Origin of the sequence: Peteryoungia ipomoeae, assembly GCF_004912165.1 — a bacterium.
GTDB classification, from domain to species: domain Bacteria; phylum Pseudomonadota; class Alphaproteobacteria; order Rhizobiales; family Rhizobiaceae; genus Allorhizobium; species Allorhizobium ipomoeae.
Window position 1 is genome coordinate 306,550 of the sequence record NZ_STGV01000005.1, and the last position, 17,914, is coordinate 324,463.

Here is a 17,914-nt window from a genome sequence, read left to right on the forward strand (position 1 = left end):
TTGCAGGAACAATCCCAACTCGCATGTTGCAAGCCGCTCAGATCAATGCGTAAACTCGTCTGACAGCGGGCGGCGCCGAACCTTGTTGCGGCGGCGGCCTGCACCCACACTTCGTCAGGCGGCCCATGATCAAGACCCCCCACAAAGTCGATCTTCCCCTTCCAAAGCGCGAGGTCTCCGATCCCGCCTCGCTCGCCGCGGAGATCATGGAGAAGCTGACCTATGCGATCGGCAAGGATGCCAAGGTCGCAACCCCGCATGACTGGCTGACCGCGACCATTCTCGTGGTGCGTGACCGGGTGATCGACACCTGGATGGAATCGACCCGCACCACCTATCAGAACAACGGCAAGCGGGTTTACTACCTGTCGCTGGAATTTCTCATCGGCCGGCTTTTGCGCGACGCCATGTCCAATCTCGGCTTGATGGATGACATCCGCTCGGCGCTGCAGTCGCTTTCCGTCGAATTCGACGTCATCGCCGGGCTTGAGCCGGACGCAGCCCTTGGCAATGGCGGTCTGGGACGGCTTGCCGCCTGCTTCATGGAGAGCATGGCGACCGTCAACATTCCTGCGTATGGTTATGGCATCCGTTATGTACACGGCCTTTTCCGCCAGCAGATGGCCGAGGGCTGGCAGGTGGAACTGCCCGAGACATGGCTTGCCCACGGCAACCCTTGGGAATTCGAGCGGCGCGAAAGCTCCTATGAAGTCGGCTTCGGCGGCGCCGTGGAGACCGTCGACGGACCGGATGGCGAACCGCACTATGTCTGGAAGCAGGCGGAGCGGGTGATCGCCACGGCCTACGATACGCCAGCCGTCGGCTGGCGCGGCGAGCGCGTCAACACGCTGCGCCTCTGGTCCGCCCAGCCGATAGACCCGATCCTGCTGGCCGCCTTCAATGCCGGCGACCATATCGGCGCGCTTCGCGAAAGCAACAAGGCGGAATCGCTGACCCGCGTGCTCTACCCGGCAGACGCCACGCCGGCGGGTCAGGAACTTCGGCTGCGCCAGGAGTTCTTCTTCTGCTCGGCCTCATTGCAGGACATCGTGCGCCGCCATCTGCAACAGGGCAACTCGCTTGCGCAACTGCCGGAAAAGGTGGCGATCCAGCTCAATGACACGCATCCCGCCGTTTCGGTCGTCGAGCTGATGCGCCTCTTGATCGATGTGCATGGCGTGGCCTTTGAAGAAGCCTTTGAGATCACCTCGAAGACATTTTCCTACACCAATCACACGCTCTTGCCGGAAGCCTTGGAAAGCTGGCCGGTTCCGCTGTTCGAGCGCCTCCTGCCGCGCCACATGCAGTTGGTCTATGCCATCAACGCCAAGATCCTGCTTGATGCCCGCAAGAAGCGCGGCTTCACCGATCACGAGATCCGCCAGATCTCGCTGATCGAGGAAAGCGGCGAACGTCGCGTGCGCATGGGCAATCTCGCCTTCATGGGCTCGCATTCGGTCAACGGCGTTTCGGCGCTCCATACCGAGCTGATGAAGGAAACGGTGTTTGCCGACCTGCACAAACTCTATCCGACCCGCATCAACAACAAGACCAACGGCATCACACCCCGTCGCTGGCTGATGCAGTGCAATCCGGGGCTGACCGATCTGATCACCGAGGCAATCGGCCCGGCATTCCTCGACGACACCTCTAAGCTCACCGAACTTGATGCCTTTGCAGACGATGCAAGCTTTCAGGAGAAGTTCGCGGCAATCAAACGCGCCAACAAGCAGCAGCTTGCGAGCCTGGTGTCGGGTCGCATGGGCATCCGTCTCGATCCCTCGGCGATGTTCGACATCCAGATCAAGCGCATCCACGAATACAAACGCCAGCTTCTCAATATTATCGAGACGGTGGCGCTGTTCGATCAGATCCGCTCGCATCCCGAGCGCGACTGGGTTCCGCGCGTCAAGCTCTTTGCCGGCAAGGCGGCACCCAGCTACCACAATGCCAAGCTGATCATCAAACTGGCCAATGATGTGGCCCGCGTGATCAACAACGATCCCTCGGTTCGCGGCCTGCTCAAGGTCGTCTTCGTGCCCAACTACAATGTCTCGCTGGCCGAGGTCATGGTGCCGGCCGCCGACCTCTCCGAACAAATTTCGACCGCCGGCATGGAAGCCTCTGGAACCGGCAACATGAAGTTCGCGTTGAACGGGGCATTGACCATCGGAACGCTCGATGGCGCCAATGTCGAAATGCGCGACCATGTGGGAGAGGACAACATCGTGATCTTTGGAATGACGGCTGACCAAGTCGGCCGGGTGCGCGCTGAGGGCCATAACCCTCAAGCCGCGATCGAGGCATCTCCCGAATTGCAGCAGGCCCTTTCGGCCATTGCGTCCGGCGTCTTCTCGCCTGACGATCGTGACCGCTATACCGGCCTTGTCGACGGCCTGTATCACCATGACTGGTTCATGGTAGCCGCAGATTTTGACGCCTATGCCCGCGCCCAGCGCCAGGTCGACGCGATCTGGACAGACGAGGCCGCCTGGTATTCCAAGACCATCCGCAACACCGCCCGCATGGGCTGGTTCTCCTCGGATCGCACCATCCGCCAATACAACGAAGACATCTGGAGAGCATGATGGCGAAATCGCCGAAGACGATCGGTGAAGACGCCAGGCCGGACATGCCGCCGGCAGCCGAAATCGAGGCCATCATTCAGGGAACGCATGGCGATCCCTTTGGCTTTCTCGGCCCGCACGAAAGAGATGACGGCATTTATGTCGCCCGTTGCTTCATTCCGGGCGCCGAAACGGTGAGCGCCCACAGTCTCGCCGGCGACAAGCTTGGCGAACTCACGCATCACCACGATGCCGGTTTCTTTTCCGGCCCTGTCAGCCTCGACGGCATTTATCCGCTGCGCTACCGCGCCACGCGCGGCGATGCCGAGTGGATGGTGACAGACCCCTACAGCTTCTGGCCCGTGCTGGGGCCGATGGATGACTACTTCATCCGCGAAGGCTCGCACCTGCGCCTCTTCGACAAGATGGGCGCCCATCCGATCAAGCATCAGGGCGTCGACGGCTTCCATTTCGCCGTCTGGGCACCGAATGCCCGCCGCGTTTCCGTCGTCGGCGACTTCAACGATTGGGATGGTCGCCGCCATGTCATGCGCCTGCGCCGCGATACCGGTATTTGGGAGATTTTCGCGCCTGATATTCGCGCCGGCACGCCTTACAAGTTCGAGATCGTCGGCCCGCATGGCGAACTCCTGCCCCTGAAGGCAGACCCCTTTGCCCGACGCGCCGAACTGAGGCCGAAGAACGCCTCGGTGACGACAAGCGAACTGCATCAGGACTGGGATGACGAAGCGCATCGCAAGCACTGGGCAAACGTCGACCAGCGCCGCCAGCCGATTTCCATCTACGAGGTGCATGCCGGTTCGTGGCAGCGCCGCGACGATGGCTCCATGCTGTCTTGGGATGAGATGGCCGAGCGCCTGATCCCCTACTGTGTCGACATGGGCTTCACCCATATCGAATTCCTGCCCGTGACCGAACACCCCTATGATCCGTCCTGGGGCTACCAGACGACGGGCCTTTACGCCCCGACTGCACGCTTCGGCGAACCTGAAGGTTTTGCCCGCTTCGTCAATGGCTGTCACAAGGTCGGCTTGAGCGTCATTCTCGACTGGGTACCCGCGCATTTTCCGGTGGATGCGCACGGGCTTCGCCATTTCGACGGCACCGCCCTTTATGAGCATGCAGACCCGCGTCAGGGCTTCCACCCGGACTGGAACACCGCGATCTACAACTTCGGTCGCCAGGAAGTTCTCTCCTACCTCATCAACAACGCACTCTATTGGGCGGAGAAGTTCCACCTCGACGGTTTGCGCGTCGATGCGGTCGCCTCGATGCTCTATCTCGATTACTCCCGCAAGGAAGGCGAGTGGATCCCCAACGAATATGGCGGGCGGGAAAACCTGGAAGCGGTGCGGTTCCTCCAGCAGATGAACCATCATGCCTATGGAAGCCATCCCGGCATCATGACGATTGCGGAAGAATCGACCTCATGGCCCAAGGTCTCGCAGCCGGTGCATGAGGGCGGCCTCGGCTTCGGCTTCAAGTGGAACATGGGCTTCATGCATGACACGCTGAGCTATTTCGCCCGCGATCCGATCTACCGCAAGCACCACCACAGCGAGATCACCTTCGGCCTGCTCTACGCCTTCTCGGAGAATTTCGTCCTGCCGATCAGCCATGACGAGGTGGTGCATGGCAAGGGCTCGATGCTCGCCAAGATGCCCGGCGACGACTGGCAGAAGTTCGCCAATCTCCGAGCCTATTACGGCCTGATGTGGGGACATCCAGGCAAGAAACTGCTGTTCATGGGCCAGGAATTCGCACAGTGGAGCGAATGGTCGGAAGAGCATTCGCTGGACTGGAATCTTCTGAACTTCGCGCCGCATGAAGGCATGCGCCGTCTGATCCGCGATCTGAACTTCACCTACCGCGCAAAACCGGCGCTGCATGCCCGTGATTGCGAAGGCGAAGGCTTCGAATGGATCGTCGGCGACGACCAAGACAACTCGGTCTATGCCTGGCTGCGCAAGGCGCCCGGCGAAAAGACGGTGGCCGTGATCTGCAATCTGACGCCGAGCTATCACGAACGTTACGAATTGAGCTTGCCAGCGGCAGGCCGTTGGCGCGAAATACTGAACACGGACGCTGAAATCTATGGTGGCAGCGGCAAGGGCAATGGCGGGCGCGTGGAGGCGTATGCCACCGAGGGGGGCTGGGCGAAAGCCGGGGTCACGCTTCCACCACTCGCCGTCATCATGCTGGAATGGGAACACTAAGGGGAGGATTACATGACGGAAAAATCGGCAAAAAGCCTGTCACGCGATGCCATGGCCTACGTTCTGGCGGGCGGTCGAGGCAGCCGTCTAAAGGAGTTGACGGATCGGCGCGCCAAGCCCGCGGTCTATTTCGGCGGCAAGGCCCGCATCATCGACTTTGCCCTGTCCAATGCGCTGAATTCCGGCATTCGCCGCATCGGCGTTGCCACCCAGTACAAGGCCCACTCCCTGATCCGCCACCTGCAGCTGGGCTGGAACTTCTTCCGCCCCGAACGCAATGAGAGCTTCGACGTTCTCCCCGCCTCGCAGCGTGTCTCCGAAACGCAGTGGTATGAAGGCACCGCCGACGCCGTCTACCAGAATGCCGACATCATCGAGTCCTACGCGCCGGAATACATGGTCATCCTCGCCGGCGACCACATCTACAAGATGGACTACGAGATGATGCTGCAGCAGCACGTCAATTCCGGCGCCGATGTCACCATCGGCTGCCTGGAAGTGCCGCGCATGGAAGCAACCGGCTTCGGCGTCATGCATGTCGATCCGACCGACCGCATCATCGATTTCGTCGAGAAGCCGGCCGATCCGCCGGGCATTCCCGGCAACGAGGATTTTGCCCTCGCCTCCATGGGGATCTACGTCTTCCACACCAAGTTCCTGATGGAGCTTCTGCGCCGCGACGCCGCCGATCCGGAGTCCAGCCGCGACTTCGGCAAGGATATCATTCCTTACGTCGTCAAGAGCGGCAAGGCGGTGGCCCATCGCTTCGCCCGCTCCTGCGTCCGCTCCGATTTCGAACGCGAGCCTTACTGGCGCGACGTGGGCACGATCGACGCCTACTGGCAGGCCAATATCGACCTCACCGACATCGCGCCCGAGCTCGACCTCTATGACAAGTCCTGGCCGATCTGGACCTATTCGGAAAACACGCCGCCGGCCAAGTTCGTGCATGACGACGAGGGCCGACGCGGTTCGGCCATCTATTCTCTCGTCTCGGGCGATTGCATCATCTCGGGCTCGGCACTCTACAAGAGCCTGCTGTTCACCGGTGTGCGCGCCAATTCCTATTCCCGCCTTGAAGGCGCGGTGATCCTGCCCAAGGTGCAGATCGGCCGCCATGCCCGCCTGACCAATGTCGTCATCGACCACGGCGTCGTCATTCCGGAGGGCCTGATCGTTGGCGAGGACCCGGAGATGGATGCCAAGCGCTTCCGCCGCTCGGAAAACGGTATCTGCCTGATTACCCAGGCGATGATCGACAAGCTGGGTTAACCAAGGCCATGAAGGTCCTTTCGGTTGCCTCCGAACTCTATCCGTTGATCAAGACCGGAGGCCTCGCCGATGTGGCCGGCGCCCTGCCGCTGGCGCTTGGCGCGCAGGGTATCCAGATGACGACGCTGGTGCCGGGTTATCCGGCGGTCACCCGCGTCGTCAAGAAAACCAAGAAGGTGCATGAATTCCCTGATCTTCTCGGGGAACATGCGACGCTTCTGGAGGCCCATCACGAGGGCCTCGACCTTTTGATCCTCGACTGCCCCCCGCTCTTTCTGCGCACGGGCGGGCCTTACCTCGACAGCCTTGGCCGCGACTATCCGGACAACTGGAAACGCTTTGCCGCACTGTCTAAGGCCGGGGCCGAGATCGCTGCCGGCGCGATGGCCGGCTATCAGCCTGACCTTGTCCATGTGCACGACTGGCAGGCCGCGCTGACGCCTGTCTACATGCGCTATGCCGAAGCACCTGAAATCCCGAGCCTGATCACGATCCACAACATTGCCTTCCAGGGACAGTTCGGCGGCAACCTCTTTGCAAGCCTCGGTCTGCCCGCCCATGCCTGGCACGAAGCGCTCGAATACTGGGGCACACTGAGCTATCTGAAAGCCGGGCTGACCACGGCGCACGCCGTATCGACGGTCAGCCCTTCCTATGCGGAAGAAATCCTCACCCCCGAATTCGGCATGGGGCTTGAAGGCGTGATCGCCAGCCGTCATGCCGATCTCTACGGCATTGTGAACGGCATCGACACCAAGGTCTGGAACCCCGCCACGGATTCGCTTCTGCCGGCCACCTATTCCGCCGCACAGTTGAAAAAGCGTCGCCGCAATCGCGCAGCCATGATCGAACGGTTCGGCCTGCATGACGACGACGGTCCGATCTTCTGCGTCATCTCGCGTCTCACCTGGCAGAAGGGCCTCGACCTCTTGCCGGACGTGGTCCACGACATCGTGCGTGCTGGCGGGAAGCTCGCAATCCTTGGCTCCGGCGATGGCGGCATCGAGGCCACCTTGCAGGCGGCCGCCACCCACAATCCCGGCCGGGTGGCGATGGTGCTGGGCTATGACGAGAACCTGTCGCACCTGATGCAAGCGGGCTCGGACGTCATCCTGGTCCCGTCGCGCTTCGAGCCCTGCGGCCTCACCCAGCTCTACGCGCTGCGCTATGGCTGCGTGCCGCTGGTCGCACGCACCGGCGGCCTTGCCGATACCATCATCGACGCCAATGAGGCAGCACTCAGTTCCGGCGTTGCCACCGGCGTGCAGTTCTCCCCGGTGACCTCGGAGGCGCTGAGGCGCGCCATTCAGCGCACCATCCGCCTCTACCGTGACGAGCGGCTCTGGCCGCTTCTCCAGAAGCAGGGCATGAAAGCCGACGTCTCCTGGACCAGGAGTGCTGCGACCTATGCCGATCTTTATCAACGCCTCCTCTCGAAAGGCCAGTAATCCATGATTTCCACCGTCTCCACGAAACCCTATGCGGATCAGAAGCCGGGCACATCCGGCCTGCGCAAGAAGGTGCCGGTGTTCCAGCAGGAAAATTACGCGGAAAACTTCGTTCAGGCGATCTTCGACAGCCTTGAAGGCTTTGAGGGCAAAACCCTGGTGATCGGCGGCGATGGCCGCTACTACAACCGCGAAGTCATTCAGGTGGCGCTGAAGATGGCGGCCGCAAATGGCTTCGGCAGGGTCCTGGTCGGCCGCGGCGGCATCCTCTCCACGCCGGCCGCTTCGCATGTCATCCGCAAATACGGCGCCTTTGGCGGCATCGTGCTTTCGGCCAGCCACAACCCCGGTGGCCCGACGGAAGATTTTGGCATCAAATACAATATCGGCAATGGCGGCCCGGCCCCGGAAAAGATCACCGATGCCATCTTCGCCCGCACACGCAACATCGAGAGTTACAAGACGGTCGATGCCGCGGATGTCGATCTCGACCGGATCGGCAGTGTTGATCTCGCGGGCATGGTGGTCGAGGTCATCGACCCCGTAACCGACTACGCCGATCTGATGGAAAGCCTCTTCGATTTTGACGCCATCCGCACCCTGATCGCCTCAGGCTTCCGCGTCGTGATCGATTCGATGAGCGCCGTGACCGGCCCCTATGCGGTGGAAATTCTGGAGAAGCGCCTCGGCGCGCCGTCGGGCTCCGTTCGCAACGAGGTGCCCCTGCCCGACTTCGGCCATCACCACCCGGATCCGAACCTCGTGCACGCCAAGGAGCTCTACGACGATGTCATGAGCGTGCTCGGCCCGGACTTGGGCGCCGCCTCTGACGGTGATGGCGACCGCAATATGGTTGTCGGAAAAGGCATGTTCGTCACCCCGTCGGACAGCCTCGCCGTGATCGCGGCCAATGCCACCTGTGCACCCGGCTACAAGCAGGGCATTGCCGGCATTGCCCGCTCGATGCCAACAAGCGCTGCCGCCGACCGCGTGGCCGAGAAGCTCGGTATCGGCATGTACGAGACCCCGACCGGCTGGAAATTCTTCGGCAACCTGATGGATGCCGGCAAGGTCACCGTCTGCGGCGAGGAAAGCTTCGGCACCGGCTCCGATCATGTGCGCGAAAAGGATGGCCTCTGGGCGGTGCTCTTCTGGCTCAACATCGTTGCCGCCCGCGGCCAGAGCGTCAAAGATATCGTTGAAGCACACTGGGCCGAATATGGCCGCAACTACTATTCGCGCCATGACTATGAAGGCGTCGACACCGACCAGGCGAATGCCCTCGTGACAGCCCTGCGGTCCAAGCTCGAGAGCCTGCCCGGCACCAAGATCAACGGCCTGACCGTGACCGCCGCCGACGATTTTGCCTATCACGACCCGATCGACGGTTCTGTCTCGAAAAATCAAGGCATCCGCATCCTCTTCGAGGGCGGCAGCCGCATCGTCTTCCGCCTCTCCGGCACCGGCACCTCGGGCGCCACGCTGCGCCTCTACGTCGAGCGCTACGAGCCCGATGTCAGCCGCCACGGCATCGAGACGCAGGAGGCGTTGACCGATCTGATCGCAGCAGCGGAAGAGATCGCCGAGATCAAGCGCTACACGGGCATGAACGAGCCGACGGTTATTACGTGAGCGCCAGAGATGTTTCCTGTGCTTTATCGTGCTAGAATTGTTTCAGGTAGTACGAGATGGAACGACAATGAATACACCGATGAAAAGCGCCAGCGCTTTCGATGATTTCGTAAAGCGCCTTCAGCCAACCGCTGATGACCGCACAATGCCGGACTGGACGAGGGAGAGAGACGAATGGCTTGATCTCCTGTCCGCGTTGTATGGTGTGATCGAGGAATTCCTGAATCCCTACATTGAGAATGGCACGATCGCTATAAGCTACGAGGATATTGTCCTGATTGAAGAAGACCTAGGCGAATATCACGCCAAGGAGATGGTCCTTCAGATCGGTCGGCAGAAAGTAATCTTTAAGCCCGTCGGCACGATGTTGATCGGCACAAAAGGCCGCGTTGACGTCGAAGGAACAGCCGGTCGTGCGCGTCTCCTGCTGACGGATCGATATGCCACCAAACCCATGCTGACGGTTTCGAAACGTAAACACTTGGGAAACCTTCAATCGAGGAGCCAGGTCCAACCTCCAGTCGAATGGACTTGGAAAATCGCGACAATGCCACCGCAGGTTACCTACCTCGATCTCACTAGGGACTCTCTATTCGAGATGGTAATGGAAGTCGCGAATGCTTAAGCGGGTCACCTTTTCAGGTGACAATCAGCTTATCTCGCAAATTGCGTTGCATCATCGGGATCTGGAAGACGCTTTGAGACAATATTTCAGCTTGGAATCAGGTACTATTCCAGGCCGTTACGTCGGATATACACGTTCGGAACTGGCGGCAGAACTGCAGCGTCGCTTGGCTGAAATTGAATTGACGTCCTCAATGGCGGTCTTGGCCGCGTTCGAAGCATCCCTGCGGGTGGACTACCTCAAGCGATGCTACGAAAAAAGAAAAGACCCTCTCTCGCGCGACTTTCGGGAAGTCTATGCTCAAAGAGGTTCCAGAGCCGGGCTTGAGGACGAGATCTTGGCAGCGTGGTGTCGGGCTCTGCCAAGATCGAAGCCATTGATTGATAATTTGATCGCGGCTTTCAAATTTCGCCATTGGCTCGCACACGGTCGATATTGGACCCCAAAATGGGGAGCCAAACCAATCGACTTCCAAGAGGTCTACATGCTTGTGGATTGGGCCGGACGGCAATTCGACCTGAAGGTCTGAATGTAGCAAGCTAAACATCAAGAGCGCTCTTGACTGCCTCATCACTTCCATTATTCTGGATATATGGATGCAAAATCGACGATCGCGGCGCTTGCCGCCTTGGCCCAGCCAACACGGCTGCAGACATTCCGCCTGCTGGTGGCACATGAACCCGAGGGCATTCCCGCTGGCGAGCTAGCGCGCCTGATTGGTGTGCCGCAGAACACGATGTCGGCGCATCTGTCGACCCTGTCGCAGGCCGGCCTAGTGACCGGTGAACGCCAGAGCCGCTCGATTATCTACCGCGCCGATCTGAACCAGTTTCGTGCCGTCGCCCTCTACCTGCTCAAGGATTGCTGCGGCGGTAATGTGAGCCTCTGTCAGCCGCTGATCGAAGACCTCGCCTGCTGCACACCCACCCCCTCATTGACACGCCCCAACTGAGAGCCCGGCCATGTCCGACAAGATCTACAACGTTCTCTTCCTTTGCACCGGCAACTCCGCCCGCTCGATCATCGCCGAAGCGATCCTCAACCGGCTCGGCCAGGGCAAGTTCAGGGCCTTCTCGGCCGGATCCCAGCCGAAGGGTGAAGTCCACCCCTATACCCTGCAGCTTCTGAGGGGCATGAATTACGACACAAGCTTTGCCCGCTCGAAGACCTGGGACGAGTTCACCATAGCGAGCGCGCCGCAACTCGATTTCGTCTTTACCGTCTGCGACAATGCTGCGGCGGAAGCCTGCCCGGTTTGGCCCGGCCAGCCGATGACCGCCCATTGGGGCGTTCCGGACCCGGCAGCGGCCGAGGGCAATGACTCCGAGAAGCACTTTGCCTTTGCGGAGGCCTACCGGATGCTCAACCACCGCATCTCCATCTTTGTCAGCCTGCCGATGGCAAGCCTCGACAAGCTCTCGCTGCAGACGCGCCTGCAGGAGATCGGCACGACGACCGACGCCGCCAAGTCCGAGGTTGCCTGATCCATGTCGACCTTTGAACGTTATCTGACCCTCTGGGTCGCGCTGGCGATTGCCGCCGGCATCGCGCTCGGTTCGGTTTTCCCTGGCCTCTTCCAGCTCATCGGCTCCGCCGAGATCGCCAAGGTCAACCTGCCGGTCGCCGTGCTCATCTGGCTGATGATCGTTCCGATGCTGATGAAGATCGATTTCGCCGCCATCCGCGAAGTCGGCACCCATTGGCGCGGCATGAGCGTCACCCTTTTTGCCAATTGGGCGGTCAAACCCTTCTCCATGGCCGTGCTTGGCTGGATCTTCATCGGCTGGCTTTTCGCACCACTCCTGCCGGCCGACCAGATCGACAGCTATATCGCGGGCCTCATCCTGCTCGGGGCCGCGCCGTGCACCGCCATGGTCTTCGTCTGGTCGAACCTCACCCGCGGCGATGCGCCTTTCACGCTCACCCAGGTCGCCCTCAACGATGCCGTCATGGTGGTTGCCTTCGCACCCATCGTTGCCATCCTGCTTGGCGTTTCCTCGATCATCGTGCCCTGGGATACGCTTCTGATCTCCGTCGCGCTCTTCATCGTCGTGCCCGTCATCGTGGCGCAGATCCTGCGCCGGGCGCTCGGCACAGGTGACGGTCGCGCCCTGCAACGCTTCCAGGACAATATCCAGCCCCTGTCGATCGGCGCGCTGCTCCTGACTGTCGTGCTGCTCTTTGCCTTCCAGGGCAACCAGATCCTCGCCCAGCCGATCGTGATTGCCATCCTCGCCGTGCCGATCTTCCTGCAGACGATCTTCATCTTCGGCATATCCTATCTGGCAAACCGCATGACCGGCGAAGCCCATTGCATTGCAGGCCCGTCTGCCCTGATCGGTGCCTCCAACTTCTTCGAGCTTGCGGTCGCAACCGCCATCAGCCTCTTCGGTTTCAACTCGGGGGCCGCCCTTGCCACCGTCGTTGGCGTGCTGATCGAAGTGCCCGTGATGCTGGCGCTGGTCGCCGTCGTCAATCGCAGCAAGGGCTGGTACGAGGCCGGCAATGCCGTTTCCGCCAGATCCGCCAATCAAGCAAAGGCCTGAGCCATGACTGTCACCATCTATCACAACCCGGCCTGCGGCACCTCGCGCAACACGCTTGAACTCATCCGTCATGCCGGCATCGAGCCTACCGTGATCGAATATCTGAAGACACCGCCGAACAAGGAAGAGCTGGCGAAAATGATCGCCGCTTCAGGTCTTTCGGTGCGCGAGGCGATCCGCGAAAAGGGCACGCCCTACGAGGAACTTGGTCTTGCTGATCCCGCCCTCTCCGACGACCAGCTGCTCGAGGCCATGATCGCGACCCCCATCCTGATAAACCGCCCCCTCGTCGTCACCGACATGGGCACCCGCCTCTGCCGTCCGTCCGAAGCGGTACTCGACATCTTGGCCCCCGACGCCTTCACCTCCGCCTTCGTCAAGGAAGACGGCGAGGCCGTGCTCGATGCGGAGGGCAAGCGCATTGTCTGATGTGAAGAGCGACCTGCCCGCCGCCGATCTCGATCATCTGCGCCTGCCAGATCTGGAGGCGCTGCGGCGCCCCTTTTCCACCCACAGGCCACGCATCCTGATCCTCTACGGCTCCCTGCGCCAGGTCTCCTACAGTCGGCTGCTGGCCATGGAAGCCAAGCGCCTGCTCGAACATTTCGGCGCCGAGGTGAAGGTCTTCGACCCCTCCGGCTTGCCGCTGCCCGACGATGCGCCGGTGAGCCACCCGAAGGTGCAGGAACTGCGTGACCTCTCCGCCTGGTCCGAAGGTCAGGTCTGGGTGAGCCCGGAGCGCCATGGCACGCTGACCGGCATCATGAAGGCGCAGATCGACTGGATCCCGCTCTCGGTTGGCGCTGTCCGGCCGACACAGGGCAAGACGCTTGCCGTGATGCAGGTCTCCGGCGGCTCGCAATCGTTCAACGCGGTCAACGCCATGCGACTTCTCGGCCGCTGGATGCGGATGATCACCATTCCCAACCAGTCCTCCGTCGCCAAGGCCTGGCAGGAATTCGATGCCGATGGCCGGATGAAGCCTTCGTCCTATTACGAGCGCGTCGTCGATGTCTGCGAGGAACTGGTGAAGTTCACCTATCTCACCCGCGACATCTCCGATCACCTGACCGATCGCTACAGCGAGCGCAAGGAAGCGGCCGTCAAGGGCGTGAACCTCAAGGCCATGTGAGGCGGCGGAAATTCCCGCAGGCCCTGTTTGCGAAAGCGGCGGGGCTGCTACTCTTGCCGCAAGTGCCAGAATCAGCACCAGCGCGAGAGGCCCGCATGACGCAGACGACACCTGGAGCAATCCTTCGACCGAACGGGACCGATTTCCGACTCTGGTCTCATCATTGCAGCCATGTCGAGCTCTGCCTGTTTGATGACGCGGGACAGCGGGAAACGGCGCGGCACCGGATGACGCGCGGCGACGGTGATATGCACCACGCTTTTGTTGCGGGCATCGGTGAGGGCGCGCGCTACGGCTTCCGCGTCCACGGGCCCTATGCTCCCCATGAGGGACATTGGTACGACGCGTCCAAACTCCTCGTCGATCCCTATGCCACAGAGCTCGATCGTCCCTTTGTCCATGATCCGAGGCTTGGCCAATATGGCGTCGACACCGCCGAACTGATGCCAAAGGCCATTATCCGGCAACATGAGGCTCTCTCGGCCATGAAGCGACTGGGGGATCGCGCAGGCTTCATCTACGAGGTCAATGTCAAGGCGCTGACCATGCTGCATCCGGATGTCCCGGACGCACAAAGGGGCACGCTTGCGGCCCTTGCGCATCCTTCGATCCTGGCGCATCTGCGCCGTATCGGCGTCGGCATGGTCGAACTGATGCCGATCACGGCCTGGATCGACGAACGGCATCTGCCGCCCCTCGGTCTCACAAACAGCTGGGGCTACAACCCTGTCGCCATGATGGCGCTCGATCCACGCATCGTGCCGGGTGGCGTGCAGGAACTGCGCGAAACCGTGGCCGCCCTTCATGCCGAAGGCATCGGTGTCATTCTCGACCTCGTCTTCAACCATACCGGCGAAAGCGATGTGCATGGCACCACGCTGTCCCTGCGCGGCATAGACAACCGCTCCCTCTTTCGCCATGTGGCAGACGATCCGGGCACACTGGTCAACGACACCGGCTGCGGCAATACGCTGGCCTGTGACCATCCCTTCGTCCGGCAACTGATCGTCGACACGCTGCGCCACTTCGTCTTGCAGGCGGGCATTGACGGCTTTCGCTTCGACCTTGCGCCTGTCATGGCCCGCCACTGGGATGGTTTTCATCCGGATGCAAGAACGTTAAAGGCCATCCTCGAAGACGAGCTGCTCAAAGACCGCATCCTGATAGCCGAACCCTGGGACATCGGTCCTGGCGGCTATCAGCTTGGGCATTTCCCGGGCGCCTTTCTTGAGTGGAACGACAGGGCACGCGATACCTATCGACGCTATTGGCGCGGCGATCGCGGCACGACCGGCGACCTTGCCACCGCCCTTGCCGGCTCAGCCGACATTTTCGCCACTGGCAAACACTCGGAGACCCGGAGCGTCAATTTCATCGCCGCCCATGACGGCTTCTCCGTGATGGATCTCGTCTCGCACACCCACAAGCACAATGAGGCCAATGGCGAGGAAAATCGCGACGGCCACAACGACAATCACTCCTGGAACAATGGCGCTGAAGGCGAGACCCGCGACCCCACCATCCTGAGGCAGCGGCGCCAGGATGTGGAGGCCCTGCTCGCCACGCTGTTTGCCAGCCGCGGCGCCGTCATGCTGACCGCCGGCGACGAGTTTGGCCGCAGCCAGAAGGGCAACAACAACGCCTATTGCCAGGACAATGCCCTGACCTGGCTGGATTGGGCAAAAGCCGATCAGGAACTGATCGAGACGACCGCACGCCTTGCCGCCATGCGCCAGCGTTTTACCTGTTTCACCGATCCCGGTGTCCTGACCGGCAATGGAGACGTGGAATGGATTGCACCCGGCGGCCGCGCCATGGTGGGGGATGACTGGGAGAACCCTGATCTTCCGGGCTTTGCAATGGTGCTTCAGTCTCTCGATCGCGAAACGGGGGATGCCTGCCGTATCGCGGCACTTTTCAACCGCACCGATCATGCGGTGGACTTTGTCCTGCCGACGACATCGGAACGCAAATGGCGAGCGCTTGCAACCGGACCCGATGCGGTGACGATCAGGTCCGGGCCCCGCAGCGTTGATTTCTGGATTGAAACCTGATTTTTTTGCACTGCGGTGATGGCGGCCTATTCCGCTTGCCACAATGCCCCTGTAGCGTCTTGTCATCGTTGATAAATCAGGTTGCTTGAATGCCGCATGAAATTTCGCTGGCAGATGTGCCGGGCCTTGTGGGAACTGTCGTCGGCGTTTCGGACTGGATCACCGTTGACCAGCCGATGATCGACGCTTTTGCCGGCGCCACCATGGATCACCAGTTCATTCACACAGACCCGGTGCGCGCAGCTGCCGAAACCCCATTCGGCGGCACCATTGCCCATGGCTTCCTGACGCTCTCGCTGCTTTCCGCCATGAACTACAATTGCCTGCCGGTCATCCGCGAGCAGACTATGGGCATCAATTACGGATTTGAGAAAGTCCGCTTCATGTCGCCTGTGCGCACGGGCAAGCGCATTCGCGGCTCCTTCAAACTTGCCGAGGCTCGTTTCCGCGGCGCGGGCATGCTGATGAACCACTACGAGGTGACGGTCGAAATCGAGGATGAGCGCAAGCCCGCACTCACCGCCGACTGGATCACCATTTCCCAGTTCGATCCGAAGGATCGCCCGGAAGGCGTCTGACACACGAGAGGATCTCCATGACTGTTGAGCGTGCCAGCGAGATCCGCCAGAGTTTCCTCCGTCAAGCCAAGGCCTGCACGGATCTCGGCTCGCCCTTCACGGCGCGTCTTTGCACGCTGGCAGCAAGCCGCCTGACAGAGGACGGCCCCGTCGGGCGGATGATCCTCAATTGGCCCGGCAATCCCGATGGCACGGGCGACGCGCTCGCACTGCGGTTCGCCGGTACGCTGCACGCGCTGGTTCGCTCCGAACGCGATACCGCCCTTGCCGCCGTCTATCCGCCCCATGCCGTCGATGACGACACGCTCTGGGCCGCGATTGACGCCGCCCTACGACGCGACGAAGCCTTCATGCTCGACCGGATGAAATCGGCGCCACAGACCAACGAAGTCCGCCGCTCCTCCGCCCTCCTGCCAGGCTTCCTGACAATCGCTGCACGAACAGGAAAACCATTGATCCTGTCCGAAGTCGGTGCCAGCGCCGGACTCAATCTGCAGTGGGATCGCTATCGATACCGGCTCGCGGACGCCACTTGGGGTCAGGCCTCCACCGTCGAACTCACACCGCAATGGCAAGGCGCATTGCCGCCCGAGGCTGAGATTAAGATCGCAGAGCGCGCCGGCTGCGATCTCAACCCGCTCGATCCATCTTCAGATGATGACCGCCTGCGGCTCTATTCCTACATCTGGGCCGACCAGCAGGATCGCCTGGATCGTACCGCGGCCGCGCTCGCGATGGCTGCTGAAAGCGGCCTCAAGGTCGAGAAGGCCGATGCCATAGACTGGTTGCGAAAGCGCCTGGCGACACCCCGCCCCGGCATGACCCACGTGATCTACCACACCATCGCCTGGCAGTACCTGCCAGCCAGCCTGAAGGCAGAGGGTGAAGCACTGATCGCAGATGCCGGTGCGAAGGCGACGAATGAGGCGCCGCTTGCCCGCCTGCAACTGGAAGCCGACGGCAAGCCTGACGGCGCCGCGATCCTGTTGACGCTCTGGCCCTCAGGTGAAACCCGCGAAGTGGGCCGCGCCGATTTCCATGGCCGCTGGGTGAAATGGGCGGGCTGGACCGCCTGACCCGAGGAAAACGTGCAGACGTCACCCGTCGAACCGCGGCGCACGTCTCCTGTGACTGTCACCACTTCCAAATTTTGGACCCGCTCACCATAGATGCCGCCTGCCGGCAATGGGCCAAGCCGCGTTCCCATGACTGCTGCCTCTGCAGCGATGGCTGCGAACGCGGGATAAGACGCTCTCATCGGCAAAACAGGCGAAGAGAACGGGATTTTGGCGATGACAGTTTTCAAGGCGGCATATCTTGCCGCATACCTTACCTTGGCTTCATCAGGCGCGGCCATGGCCGTTGTCATGGTCGAGCAAGGCGATCCCATCATGGCCGAGGCCTTCGAAAAAGCGAAGGCTGGCCTCGATCACTTCCTCTCGCGGGCCGAAAATCCGCCGGAGGGAAGCTACAACTACACGGTCAAGATCGGCATCGTTGACGATGGCGACAGCTACCGGATCAACAGCTTTTCGGAAGGCTCCCTATCCTCCGAGTTCTTCTGGCTGAGCGATATCGAAAAGACCGAGAACGGCTACACCGGCCGGATCAGCAACGAGCCTGAGATGGTCGAGCACATCGAGATGGGCCAGACCATTGCCTTCACAAAGGACGATGTCGCCGACTGGTTCTACATGGACGAGAAAGGCATGACCGGCAATTTTACCGGCTGCGCGATTGCCAGGATCACGCCCTCTGCCGAGATCGACGAACTCTTCCGCTCGATGGGCCTGGTCTGCGACAAGCAGGACATCACGCATTGA

16 protein-coding genes are annotated in these 17,914 nt (G+C 61.1%); all 16 read left to right on the forward strand.

Annotation, left to right across the window (positions count from 1 at the left end; genetic code table 11):
• Window positions 1-125 precede the first annotated feature (125 nt).
• The 16 genes from FAA97_RS16220 (at window position 126) to FAA97_RS16295 (ending at window position 17,914) form a co-directional block, all read left to right on the forward strand.
• Window positions 126-2,588, forward strand: a complete 2,463-nt coding sequence (locus tag FAA97_RS16220) for a glycogen/starch/alpha-glucan phosphorylase (protein ID WP_136599601.1) — start codon at window positions 126-128, stop codon at window positions 2,586-2,588.
• On the forward strand, window positions 2,588-4,804 hold the full coding sequence (glgB, locus tag FAA97_RS16225; RefSeq protein WP_136599602.1) for a 1,4-alpha-glucan branching protein GlgB: 2,217 nt from the start codon (window positions 2,588-2,590) through the stop codon (window positions 4,802-4,804). Before FAA97_RS16220 ends, glgB begins: the two co-directional genes overlap by 1 nt.
• Window positions 4,805-4,816: 12 nt before the next feature.
• Window positions 4,817-6,076 (forward strand): glucose-1-phosphate adenylyltransferase, encoded by a 1,260-nt coding sequence (gene glgC, locus FAA97_RS16230; protein ID WP_136599603.1) that lies wholly within the window; start codon window positions 4,817-4,819, stop codon window positions 6,074-6,076.
• A gap of 8 nt (window positions 6,077-6,084) precedes the next feature.
• On the forward strand, window positions 6,085-7,524 hold the full coding sequence (gene glgA, locus FAA97_RS16235; RefSeq protein WP_136599604.1) for a glycogen synthase GlgA: 1,440 nt from the start codon (window positions 6,085-6,087) through the stop codon (window positions 7,522-7,524).
• A gap of 3 nt (window positions 7,525-7,527) precedes the next feature.
• On the forward strand, window positions 7,528-9,156 hold the full coding sequence (locus FAA97_RS16240; protein ID WP_136599605.1) for an alpha-D-glucose phosphate-specific phosphoglucomutase: 1,629 nt from the start codon (window positions 7,528-7,530) through the stop codon (window positions 9,154-9,156).
• A gap of 67 nt (window positions 9,157-9,223) precedes the next feature.
• Window positions 9,224-9,781, forward strand: coding sequence for a hypothetical protein (locus tag FAA97_RS16245; RefSeq protein WP_136599606.1), 558 nt, complete (start codon window positions 9,224-9,226; stop codon window positions 9,779-9,781).
• Window positions 9,774-10,310 (forward strand): hypothetical protein, encoded by a 537-nt coding sequence (locus FAA97_RS16250; RefSeq protein WP_136599607.1) that lies wholly within the window; start codon window positions 9,774-9,776, stop codon window positions 10,308-10,310. Before FAA97_RS16245 ends, FAA97_RS16250 begins: the two co-directional genes overlap by 8 nt.
• Window positions 10,311-10,373: 63 nt before the next feature.
• Window positions 10,374-10,733 (forward strand): ArsR/SmtB family transcription factor, encoded by a 360-nt coding sequence (locus FAA97_RS16255; RefSeq protein ID WP_136599608.1) that lies wholly within the window; start codon window positions 10,374-10,376, stop codon window positions 10,731-10,733.
• Between the two features lie 10 nt (window positions 10,734-10,743).
• Window positions 10,744-11,265, forward strand: coding sequence for an arsenate reductase ArsC (locus tag FAA97_RS16260; RefSeq protein ID WP_136599609.1), 522 nt, complete (start codon window positions 10,744-10,746; stop codon window positions 11,263-11,265).
• A 3-nt stretch (window positions 11,266-11,268) separates the two neighbouring features.
• Window positions 11,269-12,327 carry an ACR3 family arsenite efflux transporter gene (arsB, locus tag FAA97_RS16265; RefSeq protein ID WP_136599610.1) on the forward strand — a complete coding sequence of 353 codons (1,059 nt, stop codon included), beginning with the start codon at window positions 11,269-11,271 and terminating at the stop codon, window positions 12,325-12,327.
• Between the two features lie 3 nt (window positions 12,328-12,330).
• Window positions 12,331-12,756, forward strand: coding sequence for an arsenate reductase (glutaredoxin) (gene arsC, locus FAA97_RS16270; protein ID WP_136599611.1), 426 nt, complete (start codon window positions 12,331-12,333; stop codon window positions 12,754-12,756).
• Window positions 12,731-13,459: an arsenical resistance protein ArsH gene (gene arsH / locus FAA97_RS16275; protein ID WP_136599612.1), complete on the forward strand. Its 729-nt coding sequence runs from the start codon at window positions 12,731-12,733 to the stop codon at window positions 13,457-13,459. The genes arsC and arsH overlap by 26 nt, the downstream gene beginning before the upstream one ends.
• A gap of 95 nt (window positions 13,460-13,554) precedes the next feature.
• Window positions 13,555-15,513 carry a glycogen debranching protein GlgX gene (glgX, locus tag FAA97_RS16280; protein ID WP_136599613.1) on the forward strand — a complete coding sequence of 653 codons (1,959 nt, stop codon included), beginning with the start codon at window positions 13,555-13,557 and terminating at the stop codon, window positions 15,511-15,513.
• Window positions 15,514-15,602: 89 nt separating this feature from the next.
• Complete coding sequence (locus tag FAA97_RS16285; protein ID WP_136599614.1) at window positions 15,603-16,091, forward strand: MaoC family dehydratase; 489 nt, start codon at window positions 15,603-15,605, stop codon at window positions 16,089-16,091.
• Window positions 16,092-16,102: 11 nt separating this feature from the next.
• Window positions 16,103-17,167 carry a DUF2332 domain-containing protein gene (locus tag FAA97_RS16290; protein WP_425467430.1) on the forward strand — a complete coding sequence of 355 codons (1,065 nt, stop codon included), beginning with the start codon at window positions 16,103-16,105 and terminating at the stop codon, window positions 17,165-17,167.
• A 216-nt stretch (window positions 17,168-17,383) separates the two neighbouring features.
• Window positions 17,384-17,914 carry a DUF2314 domain-containing protein gene (locus FAA97_RS16295; protein WP_136599616.1) on the forward strand — a complete coding sequence of 177 codons (531 nt, stop codon included), beginning with the start codon at window positions 17,384-17,386 and terminating at the stop codon, window positions 17,912-17,914.

What these genes read in the sequence shown, in the direction of transcription:
- FAA97_RS16220 (WP_136599601.1), top strand. Translation starts at nt 126, where the DNA reads ATGATCAAGACCCCCCACAAAGTCGATCTTCCCCTTCCAAAGCGCGAG.
- glgB (WP_136599602.1), top strand. Translation starts at nt 2,588, where the DNA reads ATGGCGAAATCGCCGAAGACGATCGGTGAAGACGCCAGGCCGGACATG.
- glgC (WP_136599603.1), top strand. Translation starts at nt 4,817, where the DNA reads ATGACGGAAAAATCGGCAAAAAGCCTGTCACGCGATGCCATGGCCTAC.
- glgA (WP_136599604.1), top strand. Translation starts at nt 6,085, where the DNA reads ATGAAGGTCCTTTCGGTTGCCTCCGAACTCTATCCGTTGATCAAGACC.
- FAA97_RS16240 (WP_136599605.1), top strand. Translation starts at nt 7,528, where the DNA reads ATGATTTCCACCGTCTCCACGAAACCCTATGCGGATCAGAAGCCGGGC.
- FAA97_RS16245 (WP_136599606.1), top strand. Translation starts at nt 9,224, where the DNA reads ATGAATACACCGATGAAAAGCGCCAGCGCTTTCGATGATTTCGTAAAG.
- FAA97_RS16250 (WP_136599607.1), top strand. Translation starts at nt 9,774, where the DNA reads ATGCTTAAGCGGGTCACCTTTTCAGGTGACAATCAGCTTATCTCGCAA.
- FAA97_RS16255 (WP_136599608.1), top strand. Translation starts at nt 10,374, where the DNA reads ATGGATGCAAAATCGACGATCGCGGCGCTTGCCGCCTTGGCCCAGCCA.
- FAA97_RS16260 (WP_136599609.1), top strand. Translation starts at nt 10,744, where the DNA reads ATGTCCGACAAGATCTACAACGTTCTCTTCCTTTGCACCGGCAACTCC.
- arsB (WP_136599610.1), top strand. Translation starts at nt 11,269, where the DNA reads ATGTCGACCTTTGAACGTTATCTGACCCTCTGGGTCGCGCTGGCGATT.
- arsC (WP_136599611.1), top strand. Translation starts at nt 12,331, where the DNA reads ATGACTGTCACCATCTATCACAACCCGGCCTGCGGCACCTCGCGCAAC.
- arsH (WP_136599612.1), top strand. Translation starts at nt 12,731, where the DNA reads ATGCGGAGGGCAAGCGCATTGTCTGATGTGAAGAGCGACCTGCCCGCC.
- glgX (WP_136599613.1), top strand. Translation starts at nt 13,555, where the DNA reads ATGACGCAGACGACACCTGGAGCAATCCTTCGACCGAACGGGACCGAT.
- FAA97_RS16285 (WP_136599614.1), top strand. Translation starts at nt 15,603, where the DNA reads ATGCCGCATGAAATTTCGCTGGCAGATGTGCCGGGCCTTGTGGGAACT.
- FAA97_RS16295 (WP_136599616.1), top strand. Translation starts at nt 17,384, where the DNA reads ATGACAGTTTTCAAGGCGGCATATCTTGCCGCATACCTTACCTTGGCT.